The sequence below is a fragment of the Kitasatospora sp. LaBMicrA B282 genome (assembly GCF_050325825.1).
Lineage (GTDB): Bacteria > Actinomycetota > Actinomycetes > Streptomycetales > Streptomycetaceae > Kitasatospora.
Genome location: NZ_JBNQTI010000085.1, coordinates 14,637 through 35,454 on the forward strand (window position 1 = coordinate 14,637; position 20,818 = coordinate 35,454).

The 20,818-nt window shown below is 74.7% G+C and carries 20 protein-coding genes and 1 riboswitch; of the genes, 5 read left to right on the plus strand and 15 right to left on the minus strand.

All coding sequences use genetic code 11. The features are described 5' to 3' along the window. Positions 1 to 97 precede the first annotated feature (97 nt). The 4 genes from fxsA to ACQRUO_RS22840 form a co-directional block, all read right to left on the minus strand. On the minus strand, positions 98 to 691 hold the full coding sequence (gene fxsA / locus ACQRUO_RS22825; protein WP_428317880.1) for an FxsA family membrane protein: 594 nt from the start codon (positions 689 to 691) through the stop codon (positions 98 to 100). After that, positions 688 to 2,478 carry an apolipoprotein N-acyltransferase gene (lnt, locus tag ACQRUO_RS22830; protein ID WP_428317898.1) on the minus strand — a complete coding sequence of 597 codons (1,791 nt, stop codon included), beginning with the start codon at positions 2,476 to 2,478 and terminating at the stop codon, positions 688 to 690. The genes fxsA and lnt overlap by 4 nt, the downstream gene beginning before the upstream one ends. A gap of 213 nt (positions 2,479 to 2,691) precedes the next feature. Then, positions 2,692 to 4,329, minus strand: a complete 1,638-nt coding sequence (locus ACQRUO_RS22835; protein ID WP_428317881.1) for an amidohydrolase — start codon at positions 4,327 to 4,329, stop codon at positions 2,692 to 2,694. Positions 4,330 to 4,389: 60 nt separating this feature from the next. Beyond that, on the minus strand, positions 4,390 to 4,830 hold the full coding sequence (locus ACQRUO_RS22840) for an Lrp/AsnC family transcriptional regulator (protein ID WP_428317882.1): 441 nt from the start codon (positions 4,828 to 4,830) through the stop codon (positions 4,390 to 4,392). A gap of 281 nt (positions 4,831 to 5,111) precedes the next feature. Between ACQRUO_RS22840 and ACQRUO_RS22845 the strand changes: the two genes are divergently transcribed. After that, positions 5,112 to 5,588: a hypothetical protein gene (locus ACQRUO_RS22845; protein WP_428317883.1), complete on the plus strand. Its 477-nt coding sequence runs from the start codon at positions 5,112 to 5,114 to the stop codon at positions 5,586 to 5,588. A gap of 107 nt (positions 5,589 to 5,695) precedes the next feature. On the opposite strand, the gene ACQRUO_RS22850 is transcribed toward ACQRUO_RS22845, so the two are convergent. Further along, the gene (locus ACQRUO_RS22850) at positions 5,696 to 6,859 is read right to left on the minus strand and encodes an acyl-CoA dehydrogenase family protein (RefSeq protein WP_428317884.1); all 1,164 of its coding nucleotides are present in this window, start codon (positions 6,857 to 6,859) and stop codon (positions 5,696 to 5,698) included. A gap of 252 nt (positions 6,860 to 7,111) precedes the next feature. Here ACQRUO_RS22850 and ACQRUO_RS22855 point away from each other — a divergent pair, with 252 nt between their 5' ends. After that, positions 7,112 to 7,765, plus strand: a complete 654-nt coding sequence (locus tag ACQRUO_RS22855; protein WP_428317885.1) for a uridine kinase family protein — start codon at positions 7,112 to 7,114, stop codon at positions 7,763 to 7,765. Between the two features lie 425 nt (positions 7,766 to 8,190). Further along, complete coding sequence (locus ACQRUO_RS22860; protein WP_428317899.1) at positions 8,191 to 10,305, plus strand: AAA family ATPase; 2,115 nt, start codon at positions 8,191 to 8,193, stop codon at positions 10,303 to 10,305. 47 nt (positions 10,306 to 10,352) lie between these two features. On the opposite strand, the gene ACQRUO_RS22865 is transcribed toward ACQRUO_RS22860, so the two are convergent. The 9 genes from ACQRUO_RS22865 to ACQRUO_RS22905 all read right to left on the minus strand — a co-directional run bounded on the left by ACQRUO_RS22865 (position 10,353) and on the right by ACQRUO_RS22905 (position 18,018). Continuing rightward, entirely contained in the window at positions 10,353 to 11,393 is a 1,041-nt protein-coding gene (locus ACQRUO_RS22865) for a hemolysin family protein (protein WP_428317886.1), read from the minus strand. Next, the gene (locus tag ACQRUO_RS22870) at positions 11,390 to 12,727 is read right to left on the minus strand and encodes a hemolysin family protein (RefSeq protein WP_428317887.1); all 1,338 of its coding nucleotides are present in this window, start codon (positions 12,725 to 12,727) and stop codon (positions 11,390 to 11,392) included. The genes ACQRUO_RS22865 and ACQRUO_RS22870 overlap by 4 nt, the downstream gene beginning before the upstream one ends. A 257-nt stretch (positions 12,728 to 12,984) precedes the next feature. Beyond that, complete coding sequence (locus ACQRUO_RS22875) at positions 12,985 to 13,467, minus strand: PH domain-containing protein (RefSeq protein WP_428317888.1); 483 nt, start codon at positions 13,465 to 13,467, stop codon at positions 12,985 to 12,987. Between the two features lie 31 nt (positions 13,468 to 13,498). Continuing rightward, entirely contained in the window at positions 13,499 to 14,344 is an 846-nt protein-coding gene (gene hisG, locus ACQRUO_RS22880; RefSeq protein ID WP_428317889.1) for an ATP phosphoribosyltransferase, read from the minus strand. Positions 14,345 to 14,433: 89 nt separating this feature from the next. Continuing rightward, positions 14,434 to 14,706, minus strand: coding sequence for a phosphoribosyl-ATP diphosphatase (locus ACQRUO_RS22885; RefSeq protein ID WP_428317890.1), 273 nt, complete (start codon positions 14,704 to 14,706; stop codon positions 14,434 to 14,436). Positions 14,707 to 14,865: 159 nt separating this feature from the next. Next, a complete protein-coding gene (ribH, locus tag ACQRUO_RS22890) occupies positions 14,866 to 15,339 on the minus strand; it encodes a 6,7-dimethyl-8-ribityllumazine synthase (protein ID WP_428317891.1) in 474 nt (157 codons plus the stop codon). A gap of 47 nt (positions 15,340 to 15,386) precedes the next feature. Continuing rightward, a complete protein-coding gene (locus ACQRUO_RS22895; protein WP_428317892.1) occupies positions 15,387 to 16,682 on the minus strand; it encodes a bifunctional 3,4-dihydroxy-2-butanone-4-phosphate synthase/GTP cyclohydrolase II in 1,296 nt (431 codons plus the stop codon). Then, positions 16,679 to 17,326, minus strand: coding sequence for a nicotinamide mononucleotide transporter family protein (locus ACQRUO_RS22900; protein WP_428317893.1), 648 nt, complete (start codon positions 17,324 to 17,326; stop codon positions 16,679 to 16,681). Before ACQRUO_RS22900 ends, ACQRUO_RS22895 begins: the two co-directional genes overlap by 4 nt. Beyond that, on the minus strand, positions 17,323 to 18,018 hold the full coding sequence (locus ACQRUO_RS22905; RefSeq protein WP_428317894.1) for a riboflavin synthase: 696 nt from the start codon (positions 18,016 to 18,018) through the stop codon (positions 17,323 to 17,325). Before ACQRUO_RS22905 ends, ACQRUO_RS22900 begins: the two co-directional genes overlap by 4 nt. A 214-nt stretch (positions 18,019 to 18,232) precedes the next feature. Beyond that, positions 18,233 to 18,360: riboswitch (FMN riboswitch) on the minus strand. A 396-nt stretch (positions 18,361 to 18,756) separates the two neighbouring features. Here ACQRUO_RS22905 and ACQRUO_RS22910 point away from each other — a divergent pair. Both ACQRUO_RS22910 and ACQRUO_RS22915 read left to right on the plus strand, forming a co-directional pair. Beyond that, entirely contained in the window at positions 18,757 to 19,353 is a 597-nt protein-coding gene (locus tag ACQRUO_RS22910) for a hypothetical protein (RefSeq protein ID WP_428317895.1), read from the plus strand. Next, a complete protein-coding gene (locus tag ACQRUO_RS22915) occupies positions 19,331 to 19,666 on the plus strand; it encodes a hypothetical protein (protein WP_428317896.1) in 336 nt (111 codons plus the stop codon). Before ACQRUO_RS22910 ends, ACQRUO_RS22915 begins: the two co-directional genes overlap by 23 nt. 10 nt (positions 19,667 to 19,676) lie before the next feature. Here ACQRUO_RS22915 and ACQRUO_RS22920 read toward each other — a convergent pair. Next, on the minus strand, positions 19,677 to 20,818 hold a 1,142-nt coding region (locus tag ACQRUO_RS22920; protein WP_428317897.1), incomplete at its 5' end, for a DUF6777 domain-containing protein.

Sequence of the window (20,818 nt, forward strand, 5' to 3'; positions counted from 1 at the left end):
GATCCAGGTGGATCGGGGCCCCAGGCGTTTTTGCGGGTCCGGCGCTTCAACGAACGGGCCGCCCACCGACAGCGGGCGGCCCGGTGGCCGAGGCGGCTCAGTGCCCGAGCGGCGGGCGCGGCTGGTCGTCCTGCGGAGGACGGGTCGAGCCGGGCTCGTCCGGGTCGACCACCTCGCCCTGCACGACCTTGCCGTCCGGCCGGTGGATCCGCATCTGCTCCTGCAGCCGGAACGCGTCGGCCAGCGGGTCGCCGACCCCGGCCGTGCGCGTCGCGCGGCGGGCCAGGGTGCGCCCGGCCGCCCGCCACAGCGCCCGGGTCGGCGGGAAGAGCATGGTCAGCCCGAGCGCGTCGGAGATGAACCCGGGCAGCGCGAGGAAGAGTCCGGCCAGCGCGGTCAGCCCGGCATGCCCGGTCGGCGGCCTGCCCCCGGTCGCCGCGGCGGTCTCCTGCTCGAACGGGGTGCCCATGGTGGCGGCGCGCAGCGCGTCCAGCCCGGCCGCCCGGATCAGCCGGAACCCGACCACCAGCCCGGCCAGCAGCAGGAGCAGCACCAGCAACCAGCCGGTCACCGAGGCGACCTGGATCAGCACCCAGATCTCCAACACCAGCCAGGCGGCGAGGAGGAGCGGAACGAAGCGGCGCAGCCGCTCGAAGCGGCCGGCCCGGGCGGGGTACGCGTGCTGTGTCACGAAACGGACAACGGTTCGGCGTCCGCCGGTGTTCCGGCCGGCGCGCCCGGGCCCGGACCGCCTGCGCGCCGCCGGCGCCGCTCCACCAGCACCGCGGCCGCGCAGGTCAGCAGACCGAGGACGGAGATCGCCCACTCCGGCGCGGCGCCCACCCGGTCGGCCAGCGTCCTGCTGTCGCGCAGCGGCACGTCCGCACTCAGGGTGGCGGCGGTCAGCTCGCCGGTGCGGCTCTCGACCGTGCCGTCCGGGCGGATCACCGCGCTGATCCCGCTGGTCGCGGCGATCAGCACCGCCCGCCCGTGCTCGACCGCGCGCAGCCGGGACATCGCCAACTGCTGGTCGGGCTGGCCGCTCTCGGCGTAGGTCGCGTTGTTGGTCTGCACGACGAGCACCCGGCCGCCGTCGTCGACGGTGTCACGGACGATCTCGTCGTAGGCGACCTCGAAGCAGATCACGTCGCCGATCCGGGCCGGGCCGAGCTGGAGCACCCCGGTGCCCTTGCCCGGGTAGAAGTCGCGGGCCACCCGCTGCAGCCGGGTGATCACCTTCATCAGCACCGAGCGGAACGGCACGTACTCGCCGAACGGCACCGGGTGCTGCTTGGTGTAGTGGGCGCCGGGGCCGCTGATCGGGTCCCAGACGATGCCCTCGTTCTGCACGTGCTGCGCGTCCGGGCCGTCGACCAGGGCGCCGACCAGGGTGGGCACGCCGACCGAGCGGACCGCCTCCATGATCGTCTCGTAGGTGATCGGATCGCCGTAGGGATCGGTGTCGGAGGCGTTCTCCGGCCAGATCACCAGCTGGGGCTTGGGCACCTGGCCGGCGGCGATCTCCCCGGCCAGCTTCTCGGTTTCGTTGGCGTGGTTGTCCAGCACCTGCATCGGGCGGCCCAGGAAGTCCATCCCGGGGTGCGGCACGTTGCCCTGGACCAGCGCCACCCGGACGTCCGCCGGGCCGCCGGCACGCTGCCCGCCGGTGGGAACGGGGACCGCGAAACCGCTCACCGCGGTCAGCACGGCCAGCGTGCCGGCCGCGGCCGGCAGCAGCACCCGGCGCGGCGTCAGGCGGACCGGCGCGCTGCCCGCGCGACGGGCCCGCACCCGGCGGGCCACCGGCAGCGCGAGGTAGGCCAGCAGGGTGCCGGTCAGCGCGACGGCGAAGGTGACCAGCACCGCGCCGCCCAGCGCGGCCAGCGGAGTGTACGGGCTCGAGGTGTTGGCGAACGCCAGCCGGCCCCACGGGAAGCCGCCGAACGGCAGCCGGTCACGGGCCCACTCCTCGGTCACCCAGAGGCAGGCCCCCCAGAGCGGCCAGCCGGGCAGCCGCGAGGTCAGCGCCAGGGCGCCGCCCAGGACCCAGAGGAAGCCCGCCTCGGCGAGCGAGAGCCCGACCCAGGCGTCGTAGCCGACCACCTGCATCCAGACCAGCAGCCAGAGGAAGAACGGGAAGCCGAACGCGAAGCCGGTCCAGGCGCCCTGCCGGACGCTGCGGCCGCGGGTGAGCAGCGACAGCGCCGCCACCGCCACGATCGACAGCGGCCAGAACCCGTAGGGCGGGAAGGCGGCGGCCAGCGCCAGCCCGGCACCAGCCGCCAGCGCGCTGCGGCGCCAGCCGACCCGGACCCTGGCCCGCAGCCGGGCCCACCGGCCCGCCCGGGCGACGGGCTGCGCCTCGTGCTGCGTGGCGGGTTGCTCGCGGGGCGACGGCCCGGACGCGCCGGAGGTGGCCCCGGGTGCGGCCGGATCCAGCGGGTCCGGGTCCGTGCCCGTGTCCGGGTCGACGGGCAAAGCCACCTGCGCACCATCTCTCTGGCGTAAGGTCCGTGGCCGGGCCGGGCTCGTCGCCACGGCCGGCGCCGGGTTGGATCGGGCCCCCGCCGTCGGCGGGGGGTCGGCCGCCGACCGTGCGGACAGCGGCGGTAAAGCACGACGGTACCTGGCCGCCGCCGTCCACCGGAAGTCGCCGGACGGTGAGAATGCGCAGGTCAGAATGCGCGCAGGTCAGCCGGCGAGTTCCGCCTGGTAGACGGTCCGCCCGCGGACCACCGTGCGCAGGCAGCGGGGCAGCTCGGTGCCCGGGGTGAGGTCGGGCAGGCCCGGGATGCCGGAGCGCGGGTCGGTGGACCAGCCGGCCACCCGGTCGTCCGGGGCCTGGACCACCAGCTCGCCGGTCCGCCAGACCGCGTAACTGGCCGGCGCCCCCGGCACCAGCACGCCCTCCTGGTCGCGGCCGATCGCCCGCCAGCCGCCGCGGGTGTGCGCGGCGAAGGCGGCGCGCACCGAGATCCGGTGCTCGGGGTTCTGGTGGAAGGCGGCGGCCCGCACCGAGCCCCACGGGTCCAGCGGGGTGACCGGGGCGTCCGAGCCGAAGGCCAGCGGCACCCCGGCGCGCAGCAGCGCCGCGAACGGGTTGAGCCCGGCCGCCCGCTCGGCGCCCAGCCGCTGCACGTACATCCCGTCCGGACCGCCCCAGGCGGCGTCGAAGGCGGGCTGCATCGAGGCGGTCAGGCCCAGTTCGGCGAAGCCGGCGATCGCCTTGTCGTCCAGCGCCTCGGCGTGCTCCACCCGGTGGCGCAGCGCCTTGACCCGGGGCAGGCCGACCCGGTCGGCGGCCGCCCGGACGCCCTCCAGCACGGCGGCCAGCGCGGCGTCGCCGATCGCGTGGAAGCCGGCCTGCAGGCCCGCCTCGGTGCAGGCGACGACGTGCTCGGCGACCTGATCGGCCGTCAGGTAGGCGGTGCCGGTGTGCTCGGCGTCCTGGTAGGCGGTGTGCAGGCAGGCGGTGCGGGAGCCGAGCGCGCCGTCCACGAAGAGGTCGCCGCCGGCGCCGACCGCGCCGAGCCGCTGCGCGGTGGCCACGCCGCCGTGCTCGCCCAACTCGCCCCAGTAGCCGTGGACCTCGGGGCCGGCCTGCTCGGCGGCCAGCGCCAGCAGGGCGGTCAGGTCCTGCTCCGAGGAGATCTCCGGGCCGGCGCACTCGTGCAGCGCGGCGATGCCGAGGGCGGCGGCCCGGCGCAGCGTGGCCAGCTGCGCCGCGCGGCGCTGATCGTCCGTCAACTCGGCCAACGCGGTGCGGCGCACGGCGTGGTGGGCGGCCTTGGTGAGCGGGCCGGTGGGGTGGTGCCCGGGCTGCTCGGCCAGCTGCGGGGTGCGCTCCCGCAGCGCGCTGCTGGCCAGGCCGGAGTGCACGTCGGTGCGGGAGAGGTAGCAGGCGGCGCCGCCGGTGGCCGCGTCCAGCTCGGCCAGGGTCGGCGGCCGGCCCTCGGGCCAGCCGGACTCGTCCCAGCCGTGGCCGATCAGCACGCCGCCCTGCGCGCTCTGCTCGGCGTTCGCGCGGGCGAAGTCGGCGATCCGGCGCAGCGCCTCGGCGAGCGAGGGGCAGCCGGTCAGGTCCAGGCCGGTGAGCGCGAGGCCGGTCGAGGTGGCGTGCACGTGGGCGTCCACGAAGGCGGGGGTGACCAGCGCACCGGCCAGCTCGACCACCTCGTCGGCGACGCTCGCGTAGGCGTCGGCGGCGCCCTCGCTGCCGACCCAGGCGACGTGCTCGCCCTCGATCAGCATCGCGGTGGCGAAGGGGTCGGCCGGGCTGTAGACGGTGCCGCCGCGGAGCAGCACGGTGCGGGAGGTGCGTTCGGTCATGGGAAACAGTCTGCACCCGCGGTGTCCGCCCACCGGACACCGGCCTGCCGTCCAGGGGCGCTACAGCTTGGGCGGACGGGCCTCGTAGGGCGTGGAGAGCACCACTGTGGTCCGGGTGGAGACGCCGGCCGCGCTGCGGATCCGGGCCAGCAGGTCCTCCAGGTCGCCGGGAGCGGCGACCCGGACCTTGAGGATGTAGTTCTCGTCGCCGGCCACGCTGTGGCAGGCCTCGATCTCGGGCAGCGGGGCCAGCCGGTCGGGCACGTCGTCCGGGGCGCTGGGGTCGAACGGCTTGACCGAGATGAAGGCGGTCAGCGCGAGGTCGACCGCGTCCGGGTCGATGATCGCCGAGTAGCCGCGGATCACCCCGCGCTGCTCCAGCCGGCGGACCCGCTGGTGGACGGCCGAGGTGGACAGGCCCGTCGCCTTGCCCAGGTCGGTGTAGCTCATCCGCCCGTCCTGGACGAGGAGCTGAACGATGCGCTGGTCGAGATCCTCCACAAGGCGCAAACCTACCCGACCCGGCGCACCGCTCCGACCGGGCACCACTGCGCGGGCCGCTCCGGCCACCGATCCGTACGGCGTGCGGCCTGCCCACCCGCGCGCGCCGTCGCAGCCGCCGGGCGCGGCCGCGACACCGGTGGCATGTGCCGGCGGAATGTGGCGAAGGCCACACCGGCGTGCATCACCCTGCGCCGACCTGCAGGGTTATGTGTGTGCGCGCGGGGAATGGCTGCTGGTGGCCCGGGCCGAGTTGGCCCGGCGCGATCCAAGGGGGATCAATGCCTGCAGCTGAGCAGCGCGCCTTCGGCGCCGACAGCACCCTGACCTCGCACGACGAACCGGAGGGTGAGGATCTCACCCCGGGCTTCGGCGTGACACCGGGGACCGACCCCGGCGACGCCGAAACCTGGGAGATCGTCCGGGTGCACTGCCCGGAGTGCGACCGCCCGATCGCCCTGGTGGGCGACGAGGAACTGCTGCCGCAGCACGCGGTGCTGCGCTCGGCCTGGCACCCGTTCTCGCCCGCGCTCTGCGCCGGCTCGGGCCTGCCGGCCGACGAGTTGCCGGAGTGCGAGCCGGAACCCGGCGCGCAGCCCGGCGACGCGCTGGACGCGCTGCTCGCGCTCCCGGCCGAACTGGACTGGCGGACCCAGCCGTTCTCCCACGCCGGCGGCCCCGGCGCGGTGCCGGTACGGAAGTTGGCCGAGCGGGTGCCGGCGATGCGGCGTCCCGCGCAGGGGCTGGTGCGGCGCTGAGCGGCGCCCGGCACGACCGTGCGGCGGGACCGGATCCGGTCCCGCCGCACGGTGGTTGACCCGCCTGGACACCCGACCGGCCCGATGGCGGGCAGCCGGGCCGGGGTTCAGCCGCGGCTGAGGTGACGGCCGATCACCAGCCGCTGGATCTGGTTGGTACCCTCGACGATCTGCAGCACCTTCGCCTCGCGCATGTAGCGCTCGGCCGGGAAGTCCTGGGTGTAGCCGTAGCCGCCCAGCACCTGGACCGCGTCGGTGGTCACCCGCATCGCGGTGTCGGTGCAGAACAGCTTGGCCATCGCGGCCTGCTTGGAGAAGGACAGGCCGGCGTCCTTGCGGCGGGCTGCGGCCAGGTAGAGCGCGCGGCCGGCCTCGATCTGGGTGGCCATGTCGGCCAGCATGAAGGACAGGCCCTGGAAGTCGGCGATCGGGCGGCCGAACTGCTGCCGGCTGCCGGCGTACTCCACCGCCTGGTCGAGCGCCGCCTGGGCCAGGCCGATCGCACAGGCCGCGATGCCGAGCCGGCCCGAGTCCAGCGCCGCGAGCGCGATCTGGAAGCCCTGGCCCTCCTCGCCGATCAGCCGGTCGGCGGCCACCTCGACCCCGTCGAAGTGCAGCTGGGCGGTGGGCGAGCTGTTCATGCCCATCTTGTGCTCGGGCGCCGCGGCCGTCAGGTGCTCGGCGTCGCCCGGGATCAGCAGGCAGCTGATGCCGCGCGAGCCCTCGCTGCCGGTGCGCACCATCGCGCTGTAGAAGTCGGCCCGGCCGCCGTGGGTGATCCACGCCTTGGTGCCGCGGACCACGTAGCCCTCGCCCTCCCGGTCGGCCCGGGTGCGCAGCGCGGCCGCGTCGGAGCCGGACTGCGGCTCGGAGAGGCAGTAGGCGCCCAACTGCGCGCCGCCGAGCATCCCCGGCAGCCAGCGCTCGCGCTGCTCGGGGCTGCCGAACAGAGCCAGCGCGTGGCAGGACAGGGTGTGCACGCTGACGCCGAGGCCGACCGCGAGCCAACCGGCCGCGAGCTCCTCCAGCACCTGGAGGTAGACCTCGTAGGGCTGGTCGCCGCCGCCCACCTCCTCCGCGTAGGGCAGCGAGAGCAGCCCGGCCTCGCCCAGGGTGGCGAAGACCTCGCGCGGGAAGCGGCCGGCCGCCTCGTCCGCGGCGGCCCGGGGCAGCAGCTCGCGGTGGACCAGCTCACGGGTGAGGGTGAGCAGTTCGCGGGCCTCTTCGCTGGGCAGCTGGCGCTCCACGGGCTTGGGGGATGCGGCGGTCATGAGGGTGGGTCGCCTCCTCGATAGGCTCCGGGGTTTCCGGCAGGCGTGGTGAGAGCGGTGATCGAGCTGGTGAGACGTCCCGCGACCGGGTCGCGGTGAACGGGCGTTCACCTGGTACAGCGAAGCGAGTATGCCCCATCCGGGCGGCTACGTCACGGTCGGGCCGTCTCCCGGCACCCGGGGCCGCCGCGGCCGCCCGGGGCGCCTCGAGCGGCACCGAAGGAACAGGTCAGGGCCCGTACAGTGGCGCCCATGGAGCTTCCCGACGACCCAGGACAGGCCCTGGCCGATCTCGCGGCCCGGCTGCGCGCCCTGCCGCCCTCCTGCGGCGGGGTGCGGCTGGTCGCGGTGGACGGGCACGCCGGCAGCGGCAAGACCACCTTCGCCGGCCGGCTGGCCGCGGCGCTCGGCGGCGCGCCGGTGGTGCACCTGGACGACCTGGCGACCCACCGGGAGTTCTTCGACTGGACCGGGCGCCTGCAGCGCTGGGTGCTGGAGCCGCTGGCGCGCGGCGAGCGGGCCCGGTTCGCCCCGTACGACTGGGTCGCGTGCCGGTTCGAGGGGGCGCGCGAGGTGCCGTGCGCTCCGGTGGTACTGGTCGAGGGCGTGGGGGCCGGGCGGCGGGCGGTGCGGCCCGCGCTGGCCGCGCTGCTCTGGATGGAGCTGCCGGCGGCCGCGGCCCGGGAGCGCGGGCTGCGCCGGGACGGGCCGGAGCTGGCCGCCTTCTGGGCGCGCTGGACGGCGGCCGAGACGGCGCACTTCGCGGCCGATCCGAGCCGGCCGTTCGCCGACCTGCTGGTGGACGGGCGCAGCGGCGAGCTGCTGGCGGGGCCGGCAACGGGCCGGTCGGGGGCCGTCCGGGGCGCCGGTCAGGCAGCCGGTCGGGCGGCCGGTCGGGCCCACTAAGCGGTCGCTTGACTAGAAGTGCGGATTTGAACTAAGTTCTCGCTCCGTCGGGGTTGGTTGACCCCGGCAACCAGACGCGGCACCTCCGGCTCGTTCCCCCGTGAGCCGGAGGTGCCGTTCTGTTTCCCCCACCGTTTCCCCGTGAGCCGCCCGGGGCATGGTGCTTGCGAGGCCCTCGCGACGAACCGTCAGTATGCCAACGGTCAACGCGCACCAATGATTTGGACCTGCGCCACACCCCTTCCGGATCAGCGCTGCACGGGTACGATTTCCGCACAGGCGCAGAAGCGTCCCGGGTGCACGGCGCTGTCCCGCCACTGACCGGGCCTCGGTGCACACCACGGGGGGCGTGAGTGACCACTGTCGACACCGCCGGCCGCAGCGGCCGGCCCCACGGCCCGGCCGACCGGGCCTGGCTGCGCGCCATGGACGCCTACACGGCCGGCGCCTACGCCCGGGCGGAGGAGGAGTTCCGCACGGCCGTCCGGCTCGACCCGGGCATGGCCGACGCCTGGCTGGGCCTGCACGCACTGCGCTGCGACACCTCGGGCGCACTGCTGTCCATGTACCGCAACAAGAAACGTTTCGGCGAGCAACGCCGCCGGCACGGCCGCCCGCTCAGCTCCTGGTACTGGCTCGGCTGGTGGGTGCAGCCGGTGCTGGAGGACGAGCGCGACCTGGCGCTGGCGCACGCCTCGCACTGGCTGGACGGCCGGCACCTGACCGAGCTGGACCGCGCGCTGGCCCAGTGCCCGCCGGTCGAGCAGGACCCCTCGGTGCGATTCCTGCACGCCTGCCGGGCCTACCTGCTCAAGGACTGGGAGCAACTGATCCGGGACACCGACCAGTTACTGGACGACGTGCTGCTCGGCATCGAGGCCGGACTGTTCGGCGGCATGGCCCGGGTCCGGCTCGACATGTGCGCCCAGGCGCAGACCCCGCTGGCCGCCTCGCTGGCCCGCTGCCGCTCCGAGCAGCCGCAGCGCAAGGAACTGCGCTACTGGCTGGCCCGGGCCTACGAGGGCGCCGGGCGCAGCGCCGCCGCACTGCCGCTCTACCGGGCGGTGCACCGGGCCGACCCGGCCTTCATGGACACCGCCGCCCGGCTGGCCGCGATCGCCGCCGAGGACGGCCTCGGCCTGCTGGAGGAGCTGCCCGCCTTCGGCGCCGACGAGCCGGGCGAGGACCGGACCGGCGTGGACACCGCCACGCTGGACCTGCTCGGTGGCGTCGGCGGGGTGCTGGAGCCGGCCGGGTACGGCGAGGACGGCTTCGAGGGCGGCTTCGAGGCCGGCTTCGGCGAGCCGGGGTACGGCGAGAGCGGGTACGCCGAGCCCGGCTACGGCGGTGAACCGGGGTACGGCGAACCGGGGTACGGCGACGGGGCGTTCACCGAGCGTGCCGGACTGGAGGGCGCCGGACCGGACCCTGCCGGGCCGGACGCCGCGGGCCCCGACGGCGCCGGGCTCGACGGCCCGCCGGCCGTCCTCGGGGCACCGGACGGCACGGCCGACGGCGGCCGGTTCGACCAGCCGGACGCCGAACCGGTGCAGCTGGGCGGCCGTTCCCCGATGGCCGAGCGGTCGGGCCGGCGCGGGCCGAGCGGCCCGGAACCGGTCGCCGAGCCGGCCCTGCCCGCCGACCCGCGCCGAGCCGCGGGCCCGGCGCCGGGCGCAGCCAACGGCCAGCAGCAACTGGACGCGGCGCTCGCCGCCCTGGAGCGGATGGTCGGCCTGGACCCGGTGAAGCGGCAGGTCCGGGCGTTGTCCGCGCAGCTGCGGATGTCCGGGCTGCGGGCCGAGCAGGGCCTGCCGGTGCAGCCGCCGAAGCGGCACTTCGTCTTCTCCGGCCCCTCCGGCACCGGCAAGACCACCGTCGCGCGGATCCTCGGCCAGGTCTTCCACGCCCTCGGGCTGCTCTCCGGCGACCACCTGGTGGAGGCGCAACGCGCCGACCTGGTCGGCGAGTTCCTCGGCCAGACCGCGGTCAAGGCGAACGAGCTGATCGACTCGGCGCTGGACGGCGTGCTCTTCATCGACGAGGCCTACAGCCTGGCCAACTCCGGCTACAGCAAGGGCGACGCCTACGGCGACGAGGCGCTGCAGGTGCTGCTCAAGCGGGCCGAGGACAACCGCGACCGGCTGGTGGTGATCCTGGCCGGCTACCCGGAGGGGATGAACCGCCTGCTGGCCGCCAACCCCGGCCTCAACTCCCGGTTCACCACCCGGGTGGACTTCCCCAGCTACCGGCCGGCCGAGCTGACCGCGATCGGCAGCGCGCTGGCCGCCCGGGACGGCGACGGCTGGGACGAGGACGCGGCCGACGAGCTGGCCAGCATCTGCAGCCACGTGGTGGGCGAGGGCTGGATAGACGAGCTGGGCAACGGCCGGTTCATCCGGACCCTGTACGAGAAGTCCTGTGCCTACCGCGACCTGCGGCTCTCGCTCTGCCGCGGCCGTCCCACCCGCGAGGACCTGGCCACGCTGCGGCTGCCCGACCTGGTGCAGGCCTACGGCGAGCTGATCGACGGCCGCGGCTAGCGCCTGGCGGCCGCCGATCGGCTCGGCGGGCTGTGGTCACCCGGTGCTCAGGCCGCGGCCGGCCGGTGGTCCGGGTCGTGCATCTCGCCGACCAGTTCCTCCAGCACGTCCTCCAGCGTGACCAGGCCGAGGATCCGCCCGGTCCCGTCGACCACCGCCGCGACGTGCGCGGCGGCCCGGCGCATCGCGGTGAGCGCGTCGTCCAGCGGCAGCCGGTCCCCCACCACGGTGACCGGGCGCCAGAGCCGCACCGGCACCGGGGCGTCCGGGTCCTCCAGCTCCAGCACGTCCTTGATGTGCAGGTAGCCGAGGATCTGCCGGCCGGCGTCGACCACCGGGAAGCGCGAGAAGCCGGTGGCCGCCACCTGCAGCTCAAGCTGCCGGGCGGTGACCGCCGGGCCGACCGTGACCAGCTCGTCGAAGGGCAGCAGCACCTCGCGCACCGGGCGGCGCCCCAGCTCCAGGGCGTCCTCCAGCCGCTCCTGCTCCGGCGCCGCGAGCAGCCCGGCGGCCCGGGACTCGGCGAGGATCCAGAGCAGTTGCTCGGCGGTGAAGACCGACGCCACCTCGTCCTTGGGCTCGACCTTGAAGAGCCGCAGCACCCGGTTGGCGAAGGCGTTCAGGAACCGGATCACCGGGGCCAGCAGCCGGGCGATCCGGGCCAGCGGCGGGCCGAACAGCAGCGCGGCCCGCTCCGGCGCGGCCAGCGCCACGTTCTTCGGCACCATCTCGCCGATCACCATGTGCAGCACCACCACCAGGGCCAGCGCCAGCGCGTAGCCGGCCGGGTGGACCAGGCCCTCGGGCAGGCCGACCGCGTGGAAGGGGCCCTCCAGCAGGTGCGCGAGGGTCGGCTCGGCGAGCGCGCCGAGCAGCAGCGAGCAGACCGTGATGCCCAGCTGGGCGGCCGCCAGCAGGGCCGAGACCTCGGAGAGCGAGCCCAGCAGCAGCCGGGCCCGCCGGTCGCCGGCCTCGGCCAGCGGTTCGACCTGGCTGCGGCGCACCGAGATCACGGCGAACTCGGCCGCGACGAAGTAGGCGTTGCCGAGCAGCAGCAGCACGGCGGCGAAGAGCTGCAACGCGATCATCGCCGGCCCTCCGGGTGCCGCGAGGCCGAGCGGTCCAGGTGCACCAGGCGCACCCGGGCGGTGCGGTGCCGCTCGACCGCCTGCACGGTCAGCTCCCAGCCGGGCAGCTCGGCCCGGTCGCCGAGTGCCGGGATCCGGCCGAGCAGGTCGGCCAGCAGTCCGGCCAGCGTCTCGTACGGGCCCTGCGGGGCGTGCAGCCCGACCTCGGCCAGCTGGTCCAGCCGGGCCCGGCCGTCGGCCAGCCAGGCCGGGTGGCCGTCCACCGGCGGCACGGCCAGCAGCTCGGGCGCGGTGCCCGGGTCGTGCTCGTCGCGCACCTCGCCGACCAGCTCCTCGACGATGTCCTCCAGGGTGACCACGCCGGCCGTGCCGCCGTACTCGTCGATCACGATCGCCATCGGCTGCCGGCGGCGCAGCTGCTCCAGCAGCCGCTCGGCGGGCAGCGTCTCGGGCACCAGCAGCGGCGCCCCGGCGAGTTCGGCGACCCGCACGACGGCGCGGCGCTCGGCGGGCACCGCGAGCGCGTCCTTGAGCGTGACGGTGCCGGTGACCTCGTCCAGGCTGTCCCGGTACACCGGGAAGCGGGAGAAGCCGGTGGCCCGGGTCAGGTTCACCACGTCGGCCGCGGTGGCCTCCAGGTGCAGCGCGGCGAGGTCCACCCGCGGCGTCATCACGCTCTCGGCGGTCAGCTCGGCCAGGTTCAGCGAGCGCACGAAGAGCAGCGCCGCGTCCTTCTCCAGGGCGCCGGCCCGGGCCGAGTGCTGGGCCAGGAAGGCGAGTTCACCGGGGGTGCGGGCCTGCTCCAGCTCCTCGGTGGGCTCCATCCCCAGGGCGCGCACCACCCGGTTGGCGCCGCCGTTGAGCGCGGCGATCAGCGGGCGGCAGGCGGCGGAGAAGAGCCGCTGCGGGGCGGCCACGGCGCGGGCCACCTGGAGCGGGCGGGCGATCGCCCAGTTCTTGGGGACCAGTTCGCCGATCACCATCTGCAGCACGGTGGCGGCCACCATGCCGACCACCACGGCCAGCCCGGTGGCGGCGCCGTCGGGGACGCCGAGGCCGCGGAAGACCGGGCCGAGCAGCCGGGAGAGCGACGGCTCGGCGAGCATGCCGACCACCAGCGAGGTGATCGTGATGCCGAGCTGGGCGCCGGAGAGTTCGAAGGAGAGGTGGCGCAGGGCCTTGCGCAGGCCGGCCGCGCGGCGGTCACCGGACTGGGCGGCGCGTTCGACGGCGCCGCGGTCCACGGTCACGAAGGAGAACTCGGCGGCCACGAAGAGGCCGTTGGCGAGGATCAGCAGGAAGGCCGCCGCCAGCAGCAGCCAGGCCGTGGTCACTGGGCCGCCTGCTCTCGGTCACGCTGGCAGGCGGCGCGGGTACTACCGGACGGATCGTCCATCGAGGGGGAGAGTCACTCCTCAGGCCGTGGGTGGCGAGCGGGGGCGTTTTGCCCCGGCTTTACCAGGTCCACGATACCTGTTCGACTTCTCAGGAGTCGCTGCTGCCCCTCGCGGCCCACTCAGGCACACCCGTGGCCCGGGTCGGGCGGCGCCGGAGTCGGCTCAGGCGGCGGTGGGGTCAGGCAGCAGTCGGCTCAGGCGGCGGTCGGCTCGGTGGCCGCGCCGTGCACCTCGACCAGGTCGCGCAGGCCGCGGGCGGCCAGCACCGCCTGCTCCCGGCCGCCGCCGGGCTGGATGCCGAGGGCGCCCAGCGAGGTGCCGTCGGTCAGGTCGAGGGTCACCCAGGGGTCGCCCTGGCGCAGGTTGACCCGGACGATCTCGGCCCAGGCCAGCCGCCGGGTGCGGACGAAGTTGACCACGGTCACCCCGTCCGCGTCCGCGACCAGCTTGGGTCGGGCCAGCATCAGCCCGACCGCGGAGAAGACCAGGCCCAGCAGCATCAGCAGGATCCGGTCGTTCGGCTGCCAGCTGGCCGGCAGCAGCACCGCCATGCCGCCGAACACCAGCAGCACCGCCGCACTGGCCGGCAGCAGCACCAGGCGGTTGCGGCGCGGGGCCCAGGTGACCGGCAGGACGGGCAGTCCGGCGGCGGGGGCGGCGGCGGCGGGGGCAGGCATGGCGGTGGTACTCCAGGGGGTCGGCGGACCGTCAGAGGCGGCAGGCGTGGATGTTGGTCACCAGGACGCCGCGGGCGCCGATGGCCCACAGGTCGTCCATGATCCGCTGCGCCTCCTTGCGGAGCACCATCGAACGAACCGCGACCCAGCCCTCGGTGTGCAGCGGGGAGACGGTCGGCGACTCCAGACCCGGGGTCAGGGCGACCGCCTCGGAGACCTTCTCGGCCCGGATGTCGTAGTCCATCAGCACGTAGCGGCGGGCCACCAGGACGCCCTGCAGGCGGCGCAGGAACTGCTCGACCGCCGAGTCGTCACCGGCGCCCTTGGGCCGGATCACCACCGCGTCGGAGATCAGGATCGGCTCGCCGAAGACCTCCAGACCGGCGTTGCGCAGGCTGGTGCCGGTCTCCACCACGTCGGCGATCACGTCGGCCACGCCCAGCTGCACCGCGGTCTCCACCGCGCCGTCCAGCTTGGTGACCGTCGCGGTGACGCCGTGCTCGGCCAGGTGCTGCTCGACCAGGCCGGTGTAGGAGGTGGCGATCCGAAGGCCCTGCAGGCCCTGGACGTCCTTGGGCGAGCCGGCCGGACCGGCGAACCGGAAGGTCGAGCCGCCGAAGCCGAGCGCGAGCACCTCCTCGGCACCCGCGGCCGAGTCCAGCAGCAGGTCGCGGCCGGTGATGCCGACGTCGAGGCGGCCGGAGCCGACGTAGACGGCGATGTCGCGCGGGCGCAGGAAGAAGAACTCGACCTGGTTCTCGGGGTCGACCAGAACCAGTTCCTTGGGGTCCTTGCGCTGGCGGTACCCGGCCTCATGCAGCATCTCCGCCGCGGGACCCGAGAGCGAACCCTTGTTGGGGAGGGCGATGCGCAGCATGAGAGGAAGATCCTTCGCTGTGGGATGCGGTGAAAAGGGGGATGCGTACGGAAAGCTGGGGCGAGCGGGGAGAGCGGGCGCCGGTCCGGTCAGAGGTGGGCGTAGACGTCGTCGAGCGTCAGCCCGCGGGCGACCATCATCACCTGAAGGTGGTACAGGAGCTGGGAGATCTCCTCCGCGGTCTGCTCCTTGGTCTGGAACTCGGCGGCCATCCAGACCTCGGCGGCTTCCTCGACCACCTTCTTGCCGATGGCATGGACGCCCTGCTCGACCAGCTGGGCGGTACGGGAGGTCGCGGGGTCGCCGGTGGCGGCCTTCTGCTGGAGCTCGGTGAAGAGCTCCTCGAATGTCTTGGAAGCCATGATGGGACAAACCATACGGGGTCTTGCGCGGCGGGTGGGAAGCGTCCCGGTCGGTGGACAGGTTCGTGGACAGGTTCGGGGCCGCGTTCAGCGACTCGTTCGCGGACATGCGCGTGGGCACGACCCCGGACGGGATCGTGCCCACCGGCCCGCCGCGGGTCAGCCCAGCGCGCGCAGCGTGGCCGCGGTGGCCACCGCGGCGGTGACCGCCTCGTGGCCCTTGTCCTCGGCCGACCCGGGCAGGCCCGCCCGGTCGATCGCCTGCTCCTCGTTGTCGCAGGTCAGCACGCCGAAGCCGACCGGCACGCCGGTGTCCACGCTGACCTGGGTGAGGCCGAGGGTGGCCGCCTCGCAGACGTAGTCGAAGTGCGGGGTGCCGCCGCGGATCACCACGCCCAGCGCGACCACGGCGTCGTAGCCGCGCTCGGCCAGCCGCTTGGCGGCGACCGGCAGCTCGAAGGTGCCGGGCACCCGCAGGACGGTGGGCTCGGTGATGCCCAGCTCCTTCAGGGCGCGCCGGGCGCCGTCCAGCAGCCCGTCCATCACCTGGGTGTGCCACTGCGCGGCGATCACCGCGACCCGCAGGTCCTGGGCGTTGTCGACGGTCAGCTCGGGGGCTCCGTGGCCGCTCACGTTGGTGTCCTCTCGGGGGGTTCGGTCGTGTCGTTCGTACTGCGGGGTCAGCCGACCAGCCACGGCAGGTCGTGGCCCATCCGGTCGCGCTTGGTCAGCAGGTAGGCCAGGTTGTGCTCGCCGGCCGCCACCTCGATCGGCTCCCGGCCGGTGACCTTGAGCCCGTACTCGGTGAGCGCGGTGAGCTTCTCGGGGTTGTTGGTCAGCAGGCTCAGCGAGCGCACGCCCAGGTCGGTGAGCATCTGCGCGGCCACGCTGTAGTCGCGGGCGTCGGCGGGCAGGCCGAGCTCCAGGTTGGCGTCGACGGTGTCCCGGCCCTGCTCCTGCAGCTGGTAGGCGCGCAGCTTGTGGCCCAGGCCGATGCCGCGCCCCTCGTGGCCGCGCAGGTAGAGCACCACGCCCCGGCCGGCCTCGGCCACCCGGTCCAGCGAGGCGGCCAGCTGCGGGCCGCAGTCGCAGCGCAGCGAGCCGAGCACGTCGCCGGTCAGGCACTCGGAGTGGACCCGGACCAGCACGTCCTCGCCGTCCGGCAGCCGCCCTTCGGCGTCCAGGCCGCCCGCCACCAGCGCGATGTGCTCCGCGCCGTCGAGCGTGCCGCGGTAGCCGACCGCGGTGAACTCGCCGTTCCGGGTGGGCAGCTTGGTGACCGCGACCCGCTCGGCGTGCACCTCGGTGCGGCGGCGGTAGGCGATCAGGTCCTCGATCGAGATGATCGCCAGGCCGTGCTCGCGGGCGAACGGGACCAGGTCGGGCAGCCGGGCCATGGTGCCGTCGTCGTTCACCACCTCGCAGATCGCGGCCGCCGGCGGCAGGCCGGCCAGCCGGGCCAGGTCCACGCCGGCCTCGGTGTGGCCGGGCCGGACCAGCACGCCGCCGTCCACCGCGCGCAGCGGGAAGACGTGGCCGGGGCGGGTGAAGTCGCCGGCGGTGCTGGCGGGTTCGCCCAGCAGCCGGATGGTCAGGGCGCGGTCGGCGGCCGAGATGCCGGTCGACTCCACGTCGCGGGCGTCCACCGAGACGGTGTACGCGGTGCCCTTGCGGTCCTCGTTCACCCGGGTCATCGGGGGCAGGTCGAGGCGGTCGGCGTCGGACTGGGTGACCGGCACGCAGATCACGCCGGAGGTGTAGCGGATGGTGAAGGCGAGCAGCTCGGGGGTGGCCGCGGTCGCGGCGAAGATCAGGTCGCCCTCGTTCTCGCGGTCCTCGTCGTCCACCACGACCACCGCGCGGCCGGCCGCGATGTCGGCGATGGCGCGCTCGACCGGGTCGAGGGTGAGGTCGATGACGGGAACGTCGGTGCCCGTGGGGTCGGTGACGGTGACGGCGGAGGTGGGGGTGCTCATGCCGTTACTCCCTGGAGGGTCGGGGCGGAGGAGGTACGGGGGGTGCGGCTGCGCAGCCACCAGGCGCGCAGGCCGAGCAGCACCAGGACGAAGTAGATGCTGTAGGTCAGACCGGAGAAGGCGTAGCCGTTCTCGAAGGCGAGCGGGACGCCGACCACGTCGACGGCGATCCAGGCGATCCAGAACTCCACCCGGCCGCGGGCCTGGGCGACCATCGCCGCCAGCGTGCCGGTGAAGATGTAGGCGTCGGACCAGGGGCTCCAGGACATCCAGGTGTAGTGCTCGAAGAGCAGGGCCAGCCCCACCGTGGCGGCGGCGGTCGCACCGACCAGCACCGCCCGCTCGGCCCAGGACGCGAACCGCACCCGGATCTCGCCGGTGTCCCGCCGCCCGCGCTGCCACTGGATCCAGCCCCAGACGGCGGTGACCACGACGATCACCTGCTTGCCCGCCAGACCGGACAGGTGGCCCGACGCGAAGGCCGCGAACAGCACCACGCCGGACAGGAGTTGGGCTGGCCAGCTCCAGATCGAGCGGTGCCAGCCGAGGGCCAGCGCAGCCAGTCCGAGCAGGTTGCCGACCATGTCGGTCCACAGCACGTGCTGGCCGAATATCGAGAAGGCGACGCCGTTGAGCCAGTTCACGAGGCGTCCTCGGCGGGGACGGCGGCCGCGAGGCCGTCGGGGTCGACCGCGAAGCCGGGCACCACGCCGGCGCCGAGCAGCCGCTCGACGTACTTGGCGAGCACGTCGACCTCCAGGTTGACCGGCTCGCCGATCGCCTTGCCGCCCAGCGTGGTGAGCGCCAGGGTGGCCGGGATCAGGCTGACGGTGAAGCTGTCGGCGGCCGCCTCGACCACGGTGAGGCTGATGCCGTCCACGGTGATCGAGCCCTTCTCGACCAGGTAGCGGGAGATCGCCTGCGGCAGCGAGAAGCGCAGCACCTCCCAGCGCGGCAGCCCGTCCTCGTCCAGCTCGCCGGGCGCCCGACCGAGCAGGGTGCCGGTGGCGTCCACGTGCCCCTGGACCAGGTGCCCGCCGAGCCGTGCGCCGAGCGCCATGGCCCGCTCCAGGTTCACCTTGGACCCGGGCGCCAGCGCCCCCAGGCTCGACCGCTGCAGCGTCTCGGCCATCACGTCGGCGCTGAACTCACCGGTGCCGGCGGCCAGTTCCTCGGGGGTGTCGACCACGGTGAGGCACACGCCGTTGACCGCGATGGAAGCTCCGTGCTGGGCGTCGGCACAGACCACGGGCCCGCGCAGGCGCATGCGCGAGGAATCGCCGAACTCCTCGATGGAGACGACCTCGCCGAGCTCTTCGATGATGCCGGTGAACACCCGGGTTCTCCTCGCGCTAGGGGCGCGGACTCCGGGGTGGCAAAGCATGGGAAGACTCCACGGAACGCCTGCAGCAGCCGGGTTGAGGTTCGACAGGTCGCCGCAACCCCGCCGGCGGCAGCCCGCCGGGCGAGGCCGACGAGCCGCGTCGAGGACGCCACCGTGGCCGGACGCGGCTCCCCGGGAGGGAGACCGCGGTACTGCAAGGATCCGTCGCGCACGCCTCCCATCCGGACTTTAACCGTCGGTCCAGGAATTTCACCTGGTCAACCGACCGCTGGCAGCGGACGGGTCGCGGACTGTAACCGCCGGTTCGGATTTTCACCGACCCCGGAGTGCGCTGAACGTCAATAGGTTCGTACTGGTTGGTACGGGACTGCTTCTGCGGTCATTGTGCCATGATCCGCAATCGCTCCGGGAGACCCCTTCGTGTGCTCTGTTTCACTCGCGGCCCGGGAATGCGTCCGCGTCCGCCGCTGGAACGGGTCCGGACGTGGGTCGGGACAGCCTGCACGTGCTCGGCCGCAGGGGCCCGGGCGCCGGCGGAGCGGACCCCTGCACCACCGGCTCTGTGGTGCCGTCCCAGGACTTCTCCAGCCGGACCGCGATCCGGGGGCGGGGAAACGTCACGGCATGATCACAACCTGACGGTGGATCACCACGAGCTGACAGGCTGTGCCCGCGCGCGTCGAGCACATCTCGTCCAGGAACCGTCCACTCCCCGCCCCGAGGATCACCGTGCCCAAGACACTCCCCCCACAGCCCAGCTGGGGGCAACCACAGCGGCCCGCGCCCGCCCGCAAGGGCAACCGGAAGGCACTGAAGCTCGGGTGCGGGATACCCGCCGGGCTGTTCGCGCTGCTGGTGGTGGTGGCCGTGGCCACCGGCTCGCCCAAGACCACGCACCCGACGGCACAGACGGCCTCGGTCGCCACCCCGTCCCCGTCGAGCGCGGCGCCGAGTGCGGCCCCGGCCGCCGCCCCGACCACTGCGGCGGCCGCACCGCCGGCCGCCGCCCCGACGGCGCCGGCCACCTCGCACCGCCCGACCGCGCCCGCCACCCAGCCCGCGCCTGCACCCCACCCCAGTACCGAGGCGGCCCAGCCTCCGGCCGAGCCCGCCCCCGCGGCCCAGCCGACCGAACCCGCTCAGCCGACCGAACCCGCCGTGCCGGCCGGTCCGCCGACCTCGGGCATCATCATGGCTCCGAGCGGCAACTACTACCGGGCCGGCGAGTTCTGCCCGACCGCCGACCTGGGCAGGTCCACCGTGGACAGCCACGGGACCCCCATCACCTGCATCGAGGAGAGCGGTGGCCACCACTGGCACTACTGACGGCACGGGCGGCGCGGGCGGCACCGGCGGCGCGATCGCCCAGTGGACCGTGGTGAACGGGCAGTTGCCCGCACTCGCCGTGATCCTCACCCCCGACGGGACCTGGTGGGTGCTGGACGGGGTCAACGACCCGAACGAGCCCGGCGCGTGCACCGTGTTCGCGCAGTCCTCGCTGGTCGAGCTCGACCCCTCGCTCGCCCGGGTCCCGGGCCTGTCCCCCGGCCACGCCGCCTACCGGGACGCGCCCGGGCAGCCCTGGGAGGTCGAGCCCTTCGCGTACGAGGACGACGAGGACGGGGAGCCCGGCAGCTGACCCGTCCCCGCTACGAGGAGAGCGGGGACAGCGGCGACAGGGGTGAGGCGGGACCGGTGGGCGGCGCGCTGCTCGGGTGGCTCGACGAGCTGCCGGCGCTCACCGACGCGCTCGGGCTCGGACTCGCACTGTGACTCGCGCTGGGGCTCGCACTCGCGGACCCGCTCGGACCGGCACCGGCGCTCCCGCTCGCGCCGGTGCCGGCCGAGGTGGCCGTCCCGGAGCTCGGCGAGCTGCTCGGCGGGCTGGTGCCGCGGTCGGTGGAACCGTCGCCGCCGACCGGCCGGGTGAACCACTGACCGCTCTGCGGGTCGACCAGCGTCAGCGAGGAGACCGGCGCGGGGGCCGGCTGGACCGTCACCACGGAGTCGGCCCGGAAGGCGGGCCAGGAGTCGCCCGTGTACTGCGGCGCGGCGGTGTCCACGATCGGCGGCAGCAGCGGGTTGCCGCAGGCGCAGCGGGCCCGGGGCACGCCGTGGTCGTCCACCAGCACGGCGCTGCCGGCCTGCAGGACGGACTGGAAGCTGGTCGCGGCGCCGTTCGCGAACCCATGGTTGGTCACCCGGGTGTCCACCCGCAGCACCACCGAGGTGAGCGAGTGCAGGTAGGCCGGGATCCGGCTGATGTCGATGCCCTCGACGCCGGCCCAGGCGCGCCCCTTGTCGGGGTGCGAGGTGAGGAAGTCGGCGAGCTGGTCGACGTCGCAGCTGGTGTTCCGCTCGGTGCCGCCGTACAGGCCGACGGTCGCACCGCTCACGCTGCCGGTACCGGTGCCGCCCGACCCGGCCGGGGCCGTCCCGGACGCGCTCGCCGAGGCACCGGTCGCCGCTCCGGCGGACGCGCTGACCGTGACCGAGCCAGTGTACGGGTCCTGGCCGTTGGCGCTCGCCGCCTGCAGGGTGACCCGCGGTGCGGCGGTCCCGGTCGAGCTGCTCCCGGCCGCGTTGCTCTTCTTGGGCTGCCGCTCCACCAGGAGCACCGCGACCACCACCGCGACCGCCACCAGGATGCCCGCCAGGACCAGCGAGCGCGGCCGGCGCCACCAGGGCGGACGCGGTCCGCTGCCGGCCGCGCCGACCAGGGTGCGCGGCGGTGGCGGGGGCGGCGGCGTGCCGGCGAGCGCGGTGGGGGTCGGCTCGGCCCCACCGCTGG